The sequence below is a fragment of the Caproiciproducens faecalis genome (assembly GCF_019448085.1).
GTDB classification, from domain to species: Bacteria; Bacillota; Clostridia; order Oscillospirales; family Acutalibacteraceae; genus Caproiciproducens; species Caproiciproducens faecalis.
Map to the genome: position 1 here is coordinate 372,804 of NZ_JAGFNZ010000001.1, position 18,071 is coordinate 390,874.

Genomic DNA, 18,071 nt, shown 5'->3' on the forward strand with positions numbered 1-18,071 from the left:
CCTTGAATTTTGTAATAGAACAGGAGATTTCTGAATGTTGCACCCTTATTTTAAACCCGCGGATATCCTGCTGCCAAAGGAAGTGCCGACCGAAAACTGGTGTGTGGTTGCCTGCGACCAATATACTTCCCAGCCGGAGTACTGGCAGGAAGCGAAAGAGGCAGCGGGGGATTTTCCGTCCACCTATCATATGGTATACCCGGAGTGTTATCTGGAAACGACCGACGCGGAGCAGTACGCCGCCGGAATCAACGCGGCCATGGAACGCTACCTCTCAGCCGGCGTTTTTCGTGAGGTGAAGAACAGCTACCTCTATGTGGAACGTACCCTGGCGGACGGGAAAATCCGCCACGGGGTCATGATGGCGCTTGATCTGGAGCAGTACCGGTACGAGGCGGGCAGTAAAACGCCCATCCGCGCGACGGAGGGGACAGTGCTGGAACGGATTCCGCCCCGTGTAAAGATTCGCCGCGGCGCTCCGCTGGAGCTGCCGCATATCATGATTCTGATTGACGACCCCGAGCGCAGTGTGATTGAGAAGATCAATCCCTCCGATTTGACCCTGGAATACGAAGGAAAGCTGATGCAGAACAGCGGGAGCATCCGCGGTTTCCGCCTGAATTCGGCTGCTGCTAAAAAGCTGGAGAACGCGCTCTCCGTACTTCCGGTTCGGGACAATCTGCTTTTTGCCGTGGGCGACGGCAACCATTCCCTTGCAACTGCCAAGGCCTGCTATGAGGAGCTGAAAAAAACGCTGCCGTCGCAGGAAGCAGAAGTCCACCCCGCGCGCTGGGCGCTCGTGGAGGTCGTGAACCTGTACGATGAGTCCCTGCAGTTTGAGCCGATTCATCGCGTGATCTTCCAGACCAATCCGGAGGAGCTGATGAAGGAGCTGTACCGCTTCTACGATGTTTCCGACGTACCGTGCGAGGGACACCGGATTACCTGTCTGCTGGGCGGAAAGAAGAAGGACATCTGGGTAAAAAATCCGCCGTCCAACCTTGAAGTGGGGACACTGCAGAAATTTCTGGATGCGCGCCTTGTGCAGGTAGGCGGAAAGATGGATTACATACACGGTGTGGAGGTAGCGGAAAAACTCTGTGCCGGGGACAGCGATTCCATGGCATTCTTTCTGCCGAAAATGGAAAAAAGCAGCCTGTTTGAAACGGTTGCCGTCGACGGGGCCCTTCCGCGGAAAACCTTCTCCATGGGTCATGCCTGTGACAAGCGCTTCTACATGGAGTGCCGTAAAATTAAATGAACCGAAACAGTGCCGGCGGGGAAATTTTCCCGCCGGTTTTTTTGCTTGCAAAACGTAAAATTTTATGGAAAATGTCAATGTTTGAATAGCCTCTTTATAATGGAAAACAATTGTGTTACTATTAAAAATAAAGTATGTTGAATCGGCTGCTTACGGGCGGCGGAACGGGGGAAATATGTCTGGCGTAATCAGAGTATTTGTGGAAAAGAAACCCGGCTTCGATGTTGAAGCACAGCACATCAAAACCGACCTTGTAAACAATTTGGGCATGGCTTCTATTGAGGAGCTCAGGCTGATTAACCGGTACGACGTATCCGGTCTGACCAAAGAAGAATTTGCCGCCGCGAGGGGAACGATTTTTTCCGAACCCAATGTGGACGACGTTTACGATGAAGCGGTTCCGGTTCCGGAGGATTTTGCCGTGTTTGCCATGGAATATCTTCCCGGACAGTATGACCAGCGCGCGGACTCCGCTGCGCAGTGTGTCCAGCTCTTAACACAAGGCGAGCGCCCGCAGGTGGCAACTGCCCGTGTGATTGCCGTGAAGGGCAATTTAAGCGAAGAAGAACTGAATAAGATAAAAAGCTATCTGGTAAACCCGGTGGAAAGCCGCCTTGCCTCTTTAGCAAAGCCCGAAACCCTCGATGTGGAAGCGGAGGTACCGCCGGACGTCGCTCGTGTGACGGGCTTTATCAGTTGGAGCGAAAGCGGGCTCAAAGCTTATTACGGGTCTATGGGCTTTGCCATGAGCTTTGAAGATCTGGTATTCTGCCGCGATTATTTTCGCAGGGAAGGCCGTGATCCCAGTGTGACGGAGCTGCGCGTGATCGACACCTACTGGAGCGACCACTGCCGCCACACTACCTTTTCAACAAAGCTGGAAAATATCACGATTGAGCAGTCGGCCGTCAGCGGTGCGATTGAAGATGCATTGAAAGCGTATTATGAGGCCCGTTCCGAGGTGTACGGCGAAACCGACCGCCCTGTTTCCTTAATGGATATGGCGGTTATCGGAATGAAGCTTCTGCGCAAAAGGGGACAGATCCCCGACCTTGACCTCAGTGAGGAAATCAACGCCTGTTCCATCGAGGTGCCGGTCACCGTGGACGGAAAAGAAGAAAAGTGGCTGGTGCAGTTTAAGAACGAAACCCATAACCACCCCACGGAGATCGAGCCGTTTGGCGGCGCGGCGACCTGCCTCGGCGGTGCCATCCGCGACCCGCTTTCCGGCAGGGCATATGTTTATCAGGCAATGCGCGTGACCGGCTCCGGCGACCCGCGCGTTCCGTTTGAGGACACGCTTGCGGGCAAGCTGCCGACCCGCAAAATCACGACGGGCGCGGCGCAGGGCTACAGCTCCTACGGAAACCAGATCGGCCTTGCGACCGGACAAGTAACCGAACTGTACGACGCCGGTTATGTCGCGAAGCGTATGGAAATCGGCGCGGTCATCGGCGCGTCTCCCAAGGAGAATGTCGTTCGCTTTGTGCCGGACGAGGGCGACATTATTGTGCTGCTGGGCGGGAGCACCGGGCGCGACGGCTGCGGCGGCGCCACAGGCTCCAGCAAGGCTCACACCGAGCAGTCCATTGAAGTCTGCGGTGCGGAGGTGCAGAAGGGCAACCCGCCGACCGAACGGAAAATTCAGCGCCTGTTCCGCCATCCGGAAGTCGCACAGAAAATCAAACGCTGCAACGACTTCGGCGCGGGCGGCGTCTGCGTCGCCATCGGCGAGCTTGCGGACGGACTGAAAATTGACTTGAATAAAGTTCCCAAAAAATACGAAGGACTTGATGGCACCGAGCTCGCCATTTCGGAATCGCAGGAAAGAATGGCGGTCGTGCTTGCCCCGCAGGATGTGGATACGTTCATTGCGGCGGCAAACGAGGAAAACCTCAACGCACAGGTGGTTGCCATTGTTACCAGAGAGCCGCGCCTGCGCATGACTTGGCGTGACGACACGATTGTAGACATCAGCCGCGCATTTCTGGATACCAACGGTGTGACTCAGAAAAACAGCGTGACCATTGAAGCGGTAGATTCCGAACGGTATTACCGGAATTTAGTGCCGGAATGCCTGAAAAACAAATCACTTGCAAAAGCGTTTGAAGAGAACCTCTCCCGGCTCGAGGTCTGCGGCCAGAAAGGCCTTTCCGAGCGGTTTGACGCAAGCATCGGCGCGGCGACCGTGCTGATGCCCTTTGCCGGAAAATATCAGCTGACCCCGGAAGAGGCAATGGCGGCGAAAATCCCCGTTATGCACGGCGAAACGGACGACGCCACCGCAATGTCCTACGGCTATATCCCGGGTATCGCGCGCTTCAGTCCGTTCCACGGCGCGGCCTGGGCGGTCACGGAGAGCCTTTCAAAGCTAGCCGCAATCGGCGCCGATCCGCTGAAAGCCAGACTGACCTTTCAGGAGTATTTTGAAAGATTGAATACCGACCCGAAGCGCTGGGGCAAACCGACCGCTGCGCTGCTGGGCGCGCTGAGCGCGCAGCTCGGCATGGGGCTGCCGGCCATCGGCGGCAAGGACAGCATGAGCGGCAGCTTTGAGCAGCTGGACGTACCGCCCACGCTGGTCAGCTTTGCCGTAACTATGACAAAGGCAAGCGGAACCGTTTCCGCTGCGTTTCAGAATCCCGGCGCGAAAGTGGTTCTGCTCCCCCTTCCCGAAAATGAGGACACTTTGCTGCCGGATTGGGAAAAGCTGAAAGAATACTACGCGGGAATTTATAATATGATTCACCGTCAGCGTGCGGTGGTGTCCACTTCCGTTGTCAAGGAAGGCGGCGCCGCGGCTGCGGTTGCAAAGATGTGCTTCGGCAACAAGTTGGGCTTTGTGTTCGATAAAGCGGCTATGGATGAGAAAACACTGTTTGCTCCTGCCTGCGGTGCGCTGGTTGTAGAGCTTGCAAAAGATTGTCAGTTGGATGAAAAATTCCATCCGGTTGTTTTGGGTAAAATAACCGAACAACCGCAGATGATACTGGGAAGCGACAAGTTGGAAATCGAATCGCTTATTCAGGTGTGGAGTGGCACGCTGGAAAAGATTTTCCCAAATCAGGCTCAGGAGCAGCCTCTTATGAAGGAAATTCCGCTCTATACGGAACGCTTTGCAAACGCACCTGCCATCAAAGCCGCAAAGCCGCGCGTGTTTATTCCGGTGTTCCCGGGAACCAACTGCGAGTACGACTCCGCGCGTGCTTTTGAGAACGCGGGTGCGCAGCCGGAAATTTTAGTCGTAAAGAATTTGACTTCCGCCGATATTGAAGATACAATTGAACGGATGGAAAAAGCAATCCGTCAGTCTCAGATCATCATGCTGCCGGGCGGTTTTTCCGGCGGCGACGAGCCGGACGGCTCCGGAAAATTTATTGCGACCACCTTCCGCAATCCGAAAATTGCCGAAGCGGTCAGCGACCTGCTGAAAAACCGCGACGGTCTGATGCTCGGTATCTGCAACGGATTCCAGGCGCTCATCAAGCTCGGTCTTGTTCCCTACGGAGAGATTACGGACCCGAGTGAGGACGCGCCGACCCTGACGTTCAACACCCTTGGCCGCCACGTTTCCCGTATGGTGTATACGCGTGTGACCTCCGTCAAATCCCCGTGGTTTGCGGGTGTGGGCGCGGGCGATGTGTTTGCCGTGCCGGTATCCCACGGAGAAGGGCGCTTTGTCGCCAGTGACGCAGTGATGAATCAGCTGATCGCCGGCGGCCAGATTGCGACCCAGTATGTAACCCCGGACGGAACTCCCAGCGGCAGCATTGAGTGGAACCCGAACGGCTCCGTCTGTGCGGTAGAGGGGATTACCAGCCCGGATGGGCGCATTTTGGGCAAGATGGCCCATTCCGAGCGCAAAGGAAAAGACCTGTATGCAAATGTTCCCGGAGCGAAGGACCAGATGATCTTTGAATCAGGAGTAAAATACTTCAAGTAATACGGGTGAAAGAATAGAATGAGTGAATTTTTCAGAAGAACCTGGGCCGAGGTCAGCCTTGACGCAATTGACCACAATTTTAAGATGATTCGCAAACAGCTCAAGCCGGAAACGCTGGTTTGCTGTGTGATTAAGGCGGACGCTTACGGCCACGGAGCGGAGACCCTTGCCAAGGAATATGAAAAGCTGGGCGCGGACTGGTTTGCCGTTTCCAATCTGGAGGAGGCAATACAGATCCGCAGCGCCGGAATCCGCCTTCCGATTCTGGTTTTAGGTTATACGCCCCCGTGTATGGCCGCACAGCTGAGTGAGCTGAACATTGCGCAGACTGTCCTTTCCGTCGGTTACGGCGAGGCGCTTTCCGCTGAGGCGGTCAAGGCGGGGGTTACGGTGCGCGTTCACATGAAGCTGGATACCGGCATGAGCCGTATCGGTTTTCTGTACCAGAATCCCGTCCGGGATGCCGGTGTGATCGATGAGATGGAAAAGGTCTGCAAACTTCCGTCGCTCGACCCGGAGGGCATTTTTACTCATTTCGCCGTTGCCGACGAGGGAAACGACGGACGCGGATATACCCTCATGCAGTTCGATAATCTGATGAAGGCGATTGCCCTGCTGGAACAGCGCGGCATCACCTTTAAAATCCGCCACTGCGCGAATTCCGCCGCAATATTCGATTATCCGGATATGCAGCTGGACATGGTGCGCCCCGGTGTGATTCTGTACGGCCTGATGCCGTCGGATATGATGAAGCATACCGTTGAGCTGATGCCCGCAATGGAGCTGAAAAGCATTGTGTCGCTGGTAAAAACCGTGGAGCCGCAGACCAGCGTCAGCTACGGTCGGAAGTACATCGCGAAAAAACAGATGAAAATCGCGACCGTGCCAATCGGGTACGCGGACGGTTACCCGCGCCACCTTTATATCAAGGCGAGCATGCTTGTGCGCGGCCACAAAGCGAAAATTATTGGCCGGGTGTGCATGGATCAGCTGATGCTGAACGTCACGTCCATTCCCGACGTAAAAGAGGGCGATGTTGTGACGGTGTTCGGCCGCGACGGAGACGCCTGCGTTACGCTGGAGGAGCTTGCCGGGTACAACAACACCATCAACTATGAGCTGGTCTGTATGATATCAAAACGCGTGCCGCGCATCTACTACAAGGACGGAAAAGAAGTCGGCGAGCTGAATTATATCTGCAAATAAATATCAGCAAAAATACCGTAAGCCTCATAAAGGCTTACGGTATTTTTATGCTCTTCCGAGAAACACAAACATCCCTCTATTAAGATGCCATATATCAGCTTCAAGCGGTTTCAATTAATCCCTCAAGCCAACGCCAATAAAATCATAAGAGTATTGATCCAGAAATACGCATACCGGCCCTAGGCTGACCTCATGCTCGTCGGTTTGAAACGTAATCATGTAAGTATCTTTTCCTTTTGTACTTACTACGCCGTTTGGCCCTCCGACCAGATAGCCGGCGGAGTCGTTTGATTTTTCAATTTCAATTTTTGCATTTTCCCAATCCACTATGGTTTTTTTGGTATTTTCACTCAGGTTTTCGTAGGCAGTCCGAATGATCTCCTGATCCGTTTTGACCGTTAAGCCGCATCCTGCCGTTTGCAGGAACACAAGCATGAATAAGCAAACAGACAGTATTCGCTTGTTCATAGCCACACCTGCCCTTCTTCCTTCTATACAATGTATTATATCATAGAAAGAAAAAAGTGCAATATTGTTTACGGTTCTGAAGTTTAGATCGCCGTTATTCTTTGCCTGATTTAGGGAAATGAACAAAGCCCTTTAAATATTGGAATTCGCGGGTGTTCCAGAAGAGAACCAGATAAACCGTGTTGGGAACAAGAAGACAAATCACGCCTTTTACGGCGAAAGCCGAAAATCCTGCATCCGGCAGGAGGGAACAGCACAGATAGGTGAAATACCCAACCAGCCCTGTCAGCACGGAGTAATAAAGGTACCGCGCAAAATACGTTCTGACCGGGCGGTGAAATCCGTGCCGGAACAGAACCAGCGGTTCCACCCAAAAGTCAATGGTCATGGTGCTGATAAAGGTTCCGATGAAAACGCCGATGATGCCGTACCGCTGGGCCAAAATGATGGAAAAGATCAGGTTGACCGCCGCTTCTAAAACCGCCTTGTACCGGTCGTACCAGAACAGGCCGAACGCGTCGCGAAAGGTCAGCGTCGCCTGCCGCATGCCGGTGACAAAAAAGTTGAGGGAAATTACAAAAACAATGGGCAGGGCGAACAGAAGATTCTCTCTTCTTGTCCACAGGGTAATAAACGGATTGAAAAGACAGAAGAGACTGATCGAGCAGAAGCTGAAAATCCAGAAACACGCAAAATTGATGGAAAGGTATATATCGTAAGATTTCTTTCTGTCCTCCAGCGCACCCAGGTTTCCTACACTGGCGGTAATTCCGCCGAAAATCTGCGAGGTCAGCCCGCGCAGAGTGGTTGTTATCAGGTAATAGTTGGAGTAGATTCCCACGCTGACGATGCCCGAAAAGCGGGAAATCAGCAGAATGTCGGTGCCGTTGACCACCGTACTGCCTATTCGGTGCATAAACATGGCGCGGATATTTTTAATAATGGAAGACTTATCACTTTTGCTGAGCTTTTCTTTTTCGTACTGTTTTAGGTATGGGTACATTTTATCCGCCTTGCGCGCAAGGAAAAAGTTCGTGAAAAAGCTGAACAGAATCTGAACGCAAAGGTACAGAATAAAGTTACGGGTTTGAAACAGAATGGCAATTTGGAGGATGTTCTGCAAAATGCAGAAGCCATACTGGTACAGAGTGCAGATATAATTTTTCTGGTCGGCCATGATAATAGACTGTTTATAGGAAAAGAAATAGGTGATGACCGTATTGAAAATATACAGCAGATAAATCACAGTCAGGTCCGGGATTCCGGGATCGTTTTTTATAAAAAGCGGGTAGAATGGGGTAAAGGCAAGACCCGCAATGCCGACAATCAGCCCGATGGTGTGGTAAGCCCTTCGGTACAGAGCCATCAGCGCCCCGATTTTTTTGCGGTCGTTCTGCGCCAGCGGTTTGTACATGCTGAAAATGATCGCGGTGCCCACGCCCAGCTCTGCCAGAGAAAGCAGGGTTAGGATATTGCTGAACAGCCCGCTGATCCCCAGATACGCTTCCCCAAGGGTTCGTATAAAAATGGTGCGGCACAGAAAGCTCAGCAGAATGCTGAACAGCTGGCTGCCGACATTGACAATAATATTCTTGATGGAATTTTTACTGCGCATAGTTCACAGCCCTTCTTTACAAAGAAATGTATTGACTGATACCCTGGGGAATGGTATATGATGAATTTGGGGTGATTTTGAATGTTAATCAAAGAAGTTTGCAGGGAATGTAAGCTTACCAAGAAAGCGGTTGAATATTATGAAAAACAGGGCCTGATTCAACCGGAAAAAGGCGAAAATAACTATCGCAATTACAGTGAAGAGGATCTATCCATACTGAAGAAAATATCTGTTTTACGGAAACTGGGGGTCGGTATTCCGGATATTCAATCGATTCTTACCAGCAAAAATAAGGCTGCGGCTCTATCCAGATGCAAATATCTTATGAACTTGAAGCTACAGAAGACAACTGCACAGCTCAAAGGGATAGAACAATTCATAAACAACGATAATATTGATGAGGAATTGGAATATATACAATCCGGCACGGAAGAATTTTTTACGATCAAAGAAAAGCTGGTACAGGCTTTTCCCGGAACTTACGGGATATATCTGTGTGTTCATTTCGGCCGGTTTCTCAATGGAAGGATTGACAGCAGGGAAAAAGAAGACGCATACCACCGAATAGTCGATTACCTCGATGGCGTTGATGATCCTGATTTTTCACCCGAATTGCTGGAATACCTGCAAAGCTGCTATACGGAAATAGATATGGAAAAAATGAACAGTGCAGTCATCGCCGCGATTGATAATATTGAGGATTATATTGAAAATAATCAGGATACGTTGGAAGAGTATTTAAAAATACGGAATTCAGAGGAATACAGGAACTCAACAGCATATCAAATACAGCAGCAGTTTCTGAAATTTCAGCAGAACAGTGGCTACTATAGTGTTTTTCTTGCAAACTTAAAAATACTGAGCCCATCTTATTGCGCGTATATGGATAAGCTCGAAAAAGCCAATCAACAGTTTATGGATAAATTTCCGCAGTCAAAGGATTTGTATCGCTAATGCCTTCAACGGTGTTCTTCGAAAGGGTATATTTGACCGGTATTCCCCATTATATATCAGATCAGCCAAATATGAAAGCAGAATTATGTAAATAAAGCAAGCAGGGACGGCACCGTTAGCGGTGCCGTCCCTGCCGTATTCAATGCCGTATCGGATTAAAAGCTTCTGGGAATGAAGCCAACCTTTTTCATGGCCTTGTTCAGAGTGTGCACGGAAATGGAAAGCGCTTTCTGCGCGCTTTCGGTATAGCATTTTTCTAGGTAATCCTTATTTTTAATATAGTCGGCGTACCGTTCCTGAATCGGCCGCAGATGCTCTACGACGGCTTCGCCCACAGCAGTTTTAAAGTCACCGTAGCCTTTGCCCTCAAACTCTTTTTCAATTTGCTCGTTGGAAAGCCCGGTTACGCAGGAGTAAATGCCCATCAGATTGTTGATGCCGTCCTTGCCTTCGCCGCAGCGCACACAGGCTTCGCTGTCTGTGATGGCGCGTTTGCATTTCCGCATGATGTCCTCCGGCTTGTCCAGAACGGCAACGTAGGCGTTGGCGTTTTCGTCGGATTTGCTCATTTTTCTGGTCGGCTCCTGCAGGGACATGACGCGCGCGCCCTGTTTGGGGATATAGGCGTCCGGTACGGTGAAGGTCTGACCATAAATGCCGTTAAAGCGTTCCGCAATATTGCGGGTAAGCTCCAAATGCTGTTTCTGGTCGGCTCCCACGGGAACAAGATCCGCTTGGTACAGCAGGATATCCGCCGCCATCAGGCTGGGGTAGGTGAACAGGCCGGCGTTGACATTGTCGGCGTGCTTGGCTGATTTGTCTTTAAACTGGGTCATCCGCTGCAGTTCGCCAAACTGGGTGTAGCAGTTCAGAACCCACGCAAGCTGGGCGTGAGTGCAGACCTGACTCTGGATAAAGAACGGGCTTTTTTCCGGGTCAATGCCGCAGGCCAGCAGAAGCGCATACGCCTCCAGCACATTGCGGCGGAATTTTGCGGGTTCCTGACGGACAGTGATCGTGTGCAGATCCGCCAGAGCAAAAATGCAGTTATATTCATCCTGCAGGCTGATCCAGTTTTTGAGCGCTCCCAGGTAGTTACCGAGGGTAATTGTGCCGCTCGGCTGTATTGCGCTGAATATGACCTTTTTGCGCTCGGTATTGACTGTTTCCATTTTTGAATGCCTCCAAAATTAATTCCTGATGAGTTCGCGGGCAAGCTCGCCCAGAATTTGAATTCCCTTTAACAGCTGAATGTCTGTGGGAGTGGAAAAATTAATGCGGAAGGATTGGCACGGATCGTTCTCGTTGGTCAGGAACGCGTTGCCCGGCACCACACACACCTTACGTTCCACCGCCTGTTTGCAGAAATCGATCATATCGACCCCGTCCGGCAGCGTGCACCAGAGAAACAGGCCGCCTTCAATCGGCTGATAGGTCACCATCGGCGCCAAATATTTGTCCAAAGCGCCCGTCGCTATCGCTGATTTTTTCAGGTAGACCTCGCGCAGCCTTTTCAGCTGTGCGTCAAAGTCATATTTTGTCATCAGCTCATGGCAGACAATCTGCGACCAGATGTTGGTGTGTACATCCTCGCCCTGCTTGCAGACGATCATTTTCTGTAGAATCTCCTGCGGCGCGATCGCGTAGCCTACGCGCATACCGGGGGAGATCACCTTTGAAAAGGTACCGGCGTAAATGACGATGCCGTCTTCGTCAAGGGATTTGACGGCTTCAATGTGTTCCCCGTAGAAACGCAGGTCGCCGTAAGGGTTGTCCTCCAGAATCAGAACGCCGTATTTTTTGGCCAGCGCGTAAAGCTGCCTGCGCTTTTCCCAGCTCATGGTGATTCCGGACGGGTTCTGAAAATTCGGGATGGTGTAAATGAACCTGACATTTGCTTCTTCCTGTAATGCCTTCTCCAGCTCGGTCATGTCCATGCCGTCGCTTTCCATGGGGATTCCGCGAAGGCGGCAGTTGTAGGAGCGAAAGGTGTTCAACGAGCCGATAAAGCTCGGCGCTTCACAGATTACCACATCGCCCTCATTGCAGAGGGATTTTGTCGCAAGGTCCATCACCTGTTGAGCGCCGCTCGTAATCAGAATATTGTCAAAATCACGGCCTACGCCGTGTGTTTTTTTCATATAGGAGGAAAGATGCTCGCGCAATGGCGCATAACCCTCGGTGATGCTGTACTGCAGCGCATCGATGGGGCGCTCCGACAGAATCCGTGCGGAGATTTCACTGACTTCCTTAATTGGGAATGCTTCCGGCGCAGGATTGCCCGCAGAGAGGGAAATAACACTGGGGTCGGACGCATACTTAAAAATTTCCCTGATAGCCGACGGTTTCAGCGATAAAACGCGGTTGGAAAATTGGTATTCCATATTGTCACCCTCTCATTGATATTGGTTTTTATTTTACCACAGAAATCGGCTAAAGACTATAAAAAACCGTACAATTTATAAAAATACTTATAAAGCGATTGGAAACGCCATTTTTTTACGGCGCGTTGTGACATCAGCAATCATATACATATAGTATAATAATTTTTAGCAAAAAATGGACAAGTTTCCAAATAATGTATGGCGGTGATAGGAATGTTAAAAGCAAAGACGGGGCATATCAGCTTTACAACAGCGGCTTTGGATCCCACAAAGGCTGTGGCCAAGCAGCTGGTTTATTTTACAGTGGCGCTGCTCTGCTCACGGGGGCTGGTATTCGGCAAATACGCACCGTTCGGTGTTGCGGCGGTTGCGGCGTTTCCGTACTCCGGAATTTGGAGTGTGGTGCTGGGTAGTACGGCTGGGTATCTGATGCCTTCGTCGGCGTCCGTGCCGGTGCATTATATTGCGGCGGTTTTGGCTGCCGCGGCAATCCGCTGGACGCTCAATGACCTTGTAAAGCTGAAAATGCATCCGGTGTTTGCTCCTGCGGCGGCGTTCCTTCCGGTGTTCTGTACGGGAATGGCGATTGTATTTGTCAATGGCTCCGCTTCTGCGACCGTGGCCATGTATATGGCGGAAGCGCTTCTTGCGGGCGGGATGGCCTATTTCTTCGCCCGTACCTCCAAACTGATCGGCTCCGGCAGAACGGTGGGCACCCTGAACGCGCAGGAGATTGCCTGTGCGGCGCTTTCGGTGGGCGTGGTGCTGCTGTCGCTTTCCAATTTGACAATCGGTCCGGTTTCCCTTGGGCGTGTTCTGGCAATTGTGGCAATTCTGTTCGCCGCGCGTTACGGCGGTGTTTCCGGCGGCAGCGTGGCGGGCATCGCGTCGGGTATTGTGTTCAGCCTTTCCACTACGGGCCTGAATTATCTTTCCGGCGCTTATGCGCTCGGCGGGATGATGGCGGGTGTCTTTTCCCCGGTGGGGCGGCTGGCGTCTGTGGTTGCTTTTATTTTTTCCAACGCTGTCGCTTCGCTTCAGGTCGGAAATCAGGAAGCAGTCATCGGGGGACTCTACGAAGTGATGATTGCGACCATTTTCTATATGCTGCTGCCCCAAAAAATTGGTGCGCCGCTGATCGGCATGTTTTCTCATGCCGACGATACATCCCGCTCCGACGGCCTTCGCCGTTCCGTCATTATGAAGCTTGACTACGCCGCAAAGGCGCTGGGCAGTGTTTCGGAATCGGTGGAAGAGGTATCCAAAAAGCTTTATACCGCGTGTGCGCCGGACATCAACGGCGTATATAAAAAGACAATTGAGGACGTCTGCTGCAGCTGCGGGTTAAAAGTTTACTGCTGGGAGCGGAATTACAGCGACAGTATGAACGCGTTCAATGATCTGACTGAAAAGCTCAAAGTCAAAGGAAAAATAGACCGCACTGATTTCAACGCGCAGTTTGCAACTCACTGCAGCAGGCTGCCCATGGTTCTGGACAGTGTCAACAGCAATTACAATGAATTCATGATAAGAGACGCGGCGGACAGCCGGGCACAGCAGGTGCGGAACATGGTTTCCGACCAGTTTGTCACTACCAGCAACATGCTGGAGGATATGGCGGCCGAGCTGGAGCTTTATGAACAATTTGACTTTGCGGCGGCGCAGAAGGTCGGGGAAGTCCTGCGGGGGGCGGGGATCCTGCCGATTGACGTGAGCTGCCGCACGGACCGCTTCAATCGAATGTCGATTGAAATTATCACCGCTCAGCTGGACGGTGTCCGCCTGAATAAAGCCGAGCTGACAGCGGAAATTTCTCGCGTATGCAGCCGAAAATTCCAGCAGCCCTGTATCAGTACGGTCAAAGGAAAGTGCAGGTTACAGATTTCTGAACGTCCCCTGTACCGGGTACAGGCCGGATGCGCCCAGCATTCCTTTGGCAACCGGCAGATCTGCGGGGACAGCTGGGATACTTTCTCCGACGGCAACGGGCGGCAGATCGCAATTATCAGCGACGGAATGGGGACGGGCGGCCGCGCGGCGGTGGACGGTGCAATGGCGTGCGGGATTCTTTCACGTCTGGTCAAAGCCGGCATTGGATTCGATGCTTCGTTGAAAATTGTGAATTCCGCATTGATGGTGAAATCGGGCGATGAGTCGCTTGCAACCATTGATTTGGCGGCACTGGATCTGTTTAACGGAAACTTGGAGTTTATGAAGGCCGGCGCGCCTATCAGCATCCTGCGCAAATCCGGCAGGGCAGTGGTGATTGATGCGCCCAGCCTGCCGATCGGTATTCTGAACGAGATCAATTTCACCAAGTCCTCCGACAGCCTTTTAAAAGACGACCTTCTGGTTTTGCTTTCCGATGGGGCGCTTGCCGCGGGGGACGACTGGATTTGTGAATCGGTGGAAAAGTGGAACGGTCAGATTCCGCAGGAGCTGGCGGAAGAAATTGTGACGCAGGCCATTGCCCGCCGTACGGACGGACACGACGATGATATCACGGTTCTAGTCATGAAAGTCAGAGAAAACGAATAGAGAAAATACCTCCTTAAAAAGTTACAGGGTGGGAATTTGCTTCCCACCCTGTTTTTTAACGCTCTTTCGGTGTATAATGAATCTGTAGGATTTGTAATAATCAGGAACTTTCCCTGCTAAATTACAGAAACTTTCGCGAGATTATCCTAAAGCTATCCAACGGAGATCTTCCCGCATTTTTCAGAGAAACGCGGGGCAACCGCCATAGTGCGGAATCATGATGAAAAACAGGAGTATTATTATGACATTCAACGTGAAAAGAACACTGGCGGCCTGTGCCTGTGCGGCGTGTACGCTTGCGGTAATGACAGGCTGCTCCAATTTCAATTCTTCCGGCAGCTCACAGGCTCCCTCTTCCGTTCCGGCAACTTCACAGACAGTTTCGTCCGCTGCCTCCGAGGCGAGTTCAGCGGCGGCTTCTTCCCAGCCAATCGACGCTCAGGCAACCCTTCTTAAACTGATGAAGGAAACAGCCGAAAAGGGAAAAGTTATCAACTGTGATTTTGCGGTTCAGAGCAATGTGATTGAGGATGTGCAGGAGAAGTGGGGCAAGGAAGATCAATCCGAGTACATTTCCGCCGCCAAGGGTACCTATGCGACTTATTCCAAAAAGGGATTTGTGTTCGGTTTCAACAAAGGTTCCCAGTTGTTTGAGGTTCGGTCATTTGACAGCCAACTGAAAGGAATTACCCTTTCAAAGACTGAAGAAATTTTCGGTAAGCCGGATTATGACGTGACTTCCGGTAAAGACAGAATTATCGGGTATGTTGTCAGCAAGGATTATAAAATGCTGATGGTTTTCCCGAACCCGAAAGCGAGCGGAGAGGACGCCGTACTGGATCATTACTCGGTATTCTATCCTGCCGGTACGGTCAACATGATGGCCGACGATCACGGCCGCCAGTGGTAACCAAAAACTGAACAACAAAAAAGGAAGCCGTTAAAACGCGCTTCCTTTTATTTTTCTATGCGATGTGAAAAAGTGTCTCTGCATTTTTACGCGTAACTTTTAAGATTTCCTCTGCGGTGATTCCCCGTATTTCTGCAATCCGCGCGGCAGTGTAGGCAATCAGGGTGGAATCATTGCGTTTGCCGCGGTACGGAACCGGCGCCATATAGGGGCAGTCCGTTTCCATCAGCATGCGTTCCAGCGGAATGGCGGCCGCCACTTCTACCGGTACGCGGGCATTTTTAAACGTCACCGCTCCGCCCAGGCCGATGTACATGCCGAGCCGTACACACTCCATAGCCATTTCCACGCTTCCGGAAAAGCAGTGCACCACGCCGGAGGGCTTGTGCCTGCGGAGAATTTCCATGGTGTCTCCGTGTGCGTCGCGGTCGTGCACAATGATCGGCAGATGATGTTTTTCCGCCAGAAGAATCTGGTTTTCAAACGCGGCTCTCTGAACGTCCTTCGGTGCGTTTTCTTCAAAATGGTAGTCAAGGCCGATTTCTCCGACGGCAACGACCTTGTTCTGCCCGGCCAATTCTTCCAGCTGTTCCAGAAAATTTTCCGGCGTGTCTTTTACACACTCGGGGTGGACGCCCACGGCGGCGTAAAAATACGGATAGTCCGCTGTCAGCCGGACGGAGGCGCGGGAAGAGTCCAGATCCGCTCCGCAGTTTATTACGCTGTAAATCCCGCGTTCGGGCAGTTCGGCAAGAAGCGTATCCCGATCACCATCAAAGGCCGAATCGTCGTAGTGCGCATGGGAATCGAAAATATTTTTCAGCATATCCATATCAGCGGACTTTGCTTCCCGCGGGAATTCCGTCCACGAAAATCACTTTTACGTCTTCTCCGGCATCCGCGGCAAGAATCATGCCCTGACTTTCCACACCGCAAAGCACAGCCGGCTTCAGGTTCGCAACCAGAATGATACTGTGTCCGGTCAAATCTTCCGGCTGATACCATTTCGCAATGCCGGACGCAACTGTCCGCTGGCCCTCTCCGTCGTCAATCGTCAGCTTCAGCAGCTTCTTTGCACGCTTGACCGGTTCGCAGGCAATGATTTTACCTACCCGCAGCTCGACCTTTGCAAAGTCGTCGATGCCGATCTGGGCAATGCCTTCGATTTTCTTTTCAGAGGCTGCTTCCTTCTTTTCTTCACTGGGGTTGGGGATCAGTTTGTTCAGTTCCTCGATTTCCTTGTCCACGTCAATACGCGGGAACAGGGTTTCCCCTTTGGAGATGACTGTGTCGGCAGGCAGAAGCCCCCACTTTGCCGAGGCTTCATAGGTCAGGACATCGTCCTTTGCGCCGAGCTGCGCCTGAATTTTCGGTGCGGTTTCCGGAATAAAAGGGGTAATCAGAATGGATACAATACGAAGGCTCTCACAGAGATTATAAATGACCGCTGCAAGGCGCGCGCGCTTTGCTTCGTCTTTTCCCAAAGCCCACGGCATGGTCTCATCGATGTATTTATTGGTTCGGGCAACCAGCTTCCAGATTTCGGTCAGCGCGTTGCTGAATTGATAGCCCGCGATGGCGTCGTCGCATTTTTGGCGAAGAGAAAGAGCCATCTGGATCAGTTCGTCGTCAATGGGAGCGCTTTCACGCTCGGCGGGAATTTTACCGCCGAAATATTTTTCGGCCATTGCGGTGGAACGGGAAAGAAGGTTGCCCAGGTCGTTCGCAAGGTCGGAGTTGATGCGGTTGATTAACGCCTCATTGGTGAACACGCCGTCCGCGCCGAACGGAATTTCACGCAGTAAGAAATAGCGGATGGCGTCCACGCCGTAGCGGTCGCACAAAATCACCGGGTCAACCACGTTGCCCTTCGATTTGCTCATCTTGCTGCCGTCGCCGAACAGCAGCCAGCCGTGACCGTAAACCTGCTTCGGCAGGGGAAGGTCGAGCGCCATCAGCATGGCGGGCCAGATGATGGTGTGGAAACGCACGATCTCTTTGCCGACAAAATGCACATCCGCCGGCCAGTATTTTTTATAATCGGAATCATCGTCGGAGCCGTAGCCCATTGCGGTGATGTAATTGGTCAGAGCGTCCAACCAGACATACACAACGTGTTTCGGGTCAAAATCAACGGGGATTCCCCATGTGAAGCTGGTGCGGGAAACACAAAGATCTTCCAGTCCCTGCTTAATGAAGTTAATCATTTCATTTTTACGGCTTTCCGGCTGGATGAAATTCGGCTGATCCTCATAGAGCTTTAACAGCCTGTCCGCGTATTTGGAAATGCGGAAGAAGTACGCTTCTTCATTGGCCATTTTCACTTCCCTGCCGCAGTCGGGGCATTTTCCGTCCTTCAGCTGAGTTTCCGTCCAGAAAGACTCACACGGGGTGCAGTACCAGCCCTCGTATTTTCCTTTGTAAATTTCCCCTTTGTCGTACAGTGCCTTGAAAATCTTCTGAACCGCTTTGACATGGTAATCGTCGGTAGTGCGGATGAAGCGGTCGTTGGAGATATTTAAAAGCTTCCATAAATCCTGAAAGCCGGCGACAATTTTATCGACATATTCCTTGGGGGTAACACCCTCTTTTTCGGCGTTGATCTCAATTTTCTGGCCGTGTTCGTCCGTGCCGGTCAGAAACATCACGTCGTAGCCCTGCATTCGCTTGTAGCGCGCAATGGCGTCGCTGGCAACGGTGCAGTAACTGTGGCCAATGTGCGCCTTACCTGAGGGGTAGTAGATGGGCGTTGTGATGTAAAAAGTTTTTTTATCCATTTTTTAGCCTCCAAG

General features: G+C 51.7%; 12 protein-coding genes. 6 read left to right on the top strand and 6 right to left on the bottom strand.

Annotation, left to right across the window (positions count from 1 at the left end; translation table 11 throughout):
- The first annotated feature begins 34 nt into the window (after positions 1-34).
- The 3 genes from J5W02_RS01765 (at position 35) to alr (ending at position 6,410) form a co-directional block, all read left to right on the top strand.
- On the top strand, positions 35-1,261 hold the full coding sequence (locus J5W02_RS01765) for a DUF1015 domain-containing protein (protein WP_219963933.1): 1,227 nt from the start codon (positions 35-37) through the stop codon (positions 1,259-1,261).
- A 175-nt stretch (positions 1,262-1,436) separates the two neighbouring features.
- On the top strand, positions 1,437-5,204 hold the full coding sequence (locus J5W02_RS01770) for a phosphoribosylformylglycinamidine synthase (RefSeq protein ID WP_219963934.1): 3,768 nt from the start codon (positions 1,437-1,439) through the stop codon (positions 5,202-5,204).
- Between the two features lie 18 nt (positions 5,205-5,222).
- Positions 5,223-6,410, top strand: a complete 1,188-nt coding sequence (gene alr, locus J5W02_RS01775; protein WP_219963935.1) for an alanine racemase — start codon at positions 5,223-5,225, stop codon at positions 6,408-6,410.
- Between the two features lie 114 nt (positions 6,411-6,524).
- Here the strand turns inward: alr and J5W02_RS01780 are convergent, their stop codons facing one another.
- Both J5W02_RS01780 and J5W02_RS01785 read right to left on the bottom strand, forming a co-directional pair.
- Positions 6,525-6,878 (bottom strand): hypothetical protein, encoded by a 354-nt coding sequence (locus tag J5W02_RS01780; protein WP_219963936.1) that lies wholly within the window; start codon positions 6,876-6,878, stop codon positions 6,525-6,527.
- A 94-nt stretch (positions 6,879-6,972) separates the two neighbouring features.
- The gene (locus tag J5W02_RS01785) at positions 6,973-8,493 is read right to left on the bottom strand and encodes a lipopolysaccharide biosynthesis protein (protein ID WP_219963937.1); all 1,521 of its coding nucleotides are present in this window, start codon (positions 8,491-8,493) and stop codon (positions 6,973-6,975) included.
- A gap of 81 nt (positions 8,494-8,574) precedes the next feature.
- Between J5W02_RS01785 and J5W02_RS01790 the strand changes: the two genes are divergently transcribed.
- On the top strand, positions 8,575-9,447 hold the full coding sequence (locus J5W02_RS01790) for a MerR family transcriptional regulator (RefSeq protein ID WP_219963938.1): 873 nt from the start codon (positions 8,575-8,577) through the stop codon (positions 9,445-9,447).
- Between the two features lie 155 nt (positions 9,448-9,602).
- Here the strand turns inward: J5W02_RS01790 and trpS are convergent, their stop codons facing one another.
- Positions 9,603-10,619, bottom strand: a complete 1,017-nt coding sequence (trpS, locus tag J5W02_RS01795; RefSeq protein ID WP_219963939.1) for a tryptophan--tRNA ligase — start codon at positions 10,617-10,619, stop codon at positions 9,603-9,605.
- A gap of 18 nt (positions 10,620-10,637) precedes the next feature.
- On the bottom strand, positions 10,638-11,831 hold the full coding sequence (locus J5W02_RS01800; RefSeq protein ID WP_219963940.1) for an aminotransferase-like domain-containing protein: 1,194 nt from the start codon (positions 11,829-11,831) through the stop codon (positions 10,638-10,640).
- 198 nt (positions 11,832-12,029) lie between these two features.
- Between J5W02_RS01800 and J5W02_RS01805 the strand changes: the two genes are divergently transcribed.
- Both J5W02_RS01805 and J5W02_RS01810 read left to right on the top strand, forming a co-directional pair.
- A complete protein-coding gene (locus J5W02_RS01805; RefSeq protein ID WP_255575507.1) occupies positions 12,030-14,369 on the top strand; it encodes a SpoIIE family protein phosphatase in 2,340 nt (779 codons plus the stop codon).
- A gap of 241 nt (positions 14,370-14,610) precedes the next feature.
- Positions 14,611-15,279 (top strand): YjgB family protein, encoded by a 669-nt coding sequence (locus J5W02_RS01810; protein WP_219963941.1) that lies wholly within the window; start codon positions 14,611-14,613, stop codon positions 15,277-15,279.
- A 55-nt stretch (positions 15,280-15,334) separates the two neighbouring features.
- Here J5W02_RS01810 and J5W02_RS01815 read toward each other — a convergent pair whose 3' ends face one another.
- Together J5W02_RS01815 and metG are read right to left on the bottom strand one after the other, a co-directional pair.
- A complete protein-coding gene (locus J5W02_RS01815; protein ID WP_219963942.1) occupies positions 15,335-16,105 on the bottom strand; it encodes a TatD family hydrolase in 771 nt (256 codons plus the stop codon).
- Positions 16,106-16,112: 7 nt separating this feature from the next.
- A complete protein-coding gene (gene metG / locus J5W02_RS01820) occupies positions 16,113-18,056 on the bottom strand; it encodes a methionine--tRNA ligase (RefSeq protein WP_219963943.1) in 1,944 nt (647 codons plus the stop codon).
- Between the last annotated feature and the right edge of the window lie 15 nt (positions 18,057-18,071).

Coding starts and splice junctions, on each gene's coding strand:
- J5W02_RS01765 (WP_219963933.1), top strand. CDS start 35: ATGTTGCACCCTTATTTTAAACCCGCGGATATCCTGCTGCCAAAGGAA.
- J5W02_RS01770 (WP_219963934.1), top strand. CDS start 1,437: ATGTCTGGCGTAATCAGAGTATTTGTGGAAAAGAAACCCGGCTTCGAT.
- alr (WP_219963935.1), top strand. CDS start 5,223: ATGAGTGAATTTTTCAGAAGAACCTGGGCCGAGGTCAGCCTTGACGCA.
- J5W02_RS01780 (WP_219963936.1), bottom strand. CDS start 6,878: ATGAACAAGCGAATACTGTCTGTTTGCTTATTCATGCTTGTGTTCCTG.
- J5W02_RS01785 (WP_219963937.1), bottom strand. CDS start 8,493: ATGCGCAGTAAAAATTCCATCAAGAATATTATTGTCAATGTCGGCAGC.
- J5W02_RS01790 (WP_219963938.1), top strand. CDS start 8,575: ATGTTAATCAAAGAAGTTTGCAGGGAATGTAAGCTTACCAAGAAAGCG.
- trpS (WP_219963939.1), bottom strand. CDS start 10,619: ATGGAAACAGTCAATACCGAGCGCAAAAAGGTCATATTCAGCGCAATA.
- J5W02_RS01800 (WP_219963940.1), bottom strand. CDS start 11,831: ATGGAATACCAATTTTCCAACCGCGTTTTATCGCTGAAACCGTCGGCT.
- J5W02_RS01805 (WP_255575507.1), top strand. CDS start 12,030: ATGGCGGTGATAGGAATGTTAAAAGCAAAGACGGGGCATATCAGCTTT.
- J5W02_RS01810 (WP_219963941.1), top strand. CDS start 14,611: ATGACATTCAACGTGAAAAGAACACTGGCGGCCTGTGCCTGTGCGGCG.
- J5W02_RS01815 (WP_219963942.1), bottom strand. CDS start 16,105: ATGCTGAAAAATATTTTCGATTCCCATGCGCACTACGACGATTCGGCC.
- metG (WP_219963943.1), bottom strand. CDS start 18,056: ATGGATAAAAAAACTTTTTACATCACAACGCCCATCTACTACCCCTCA.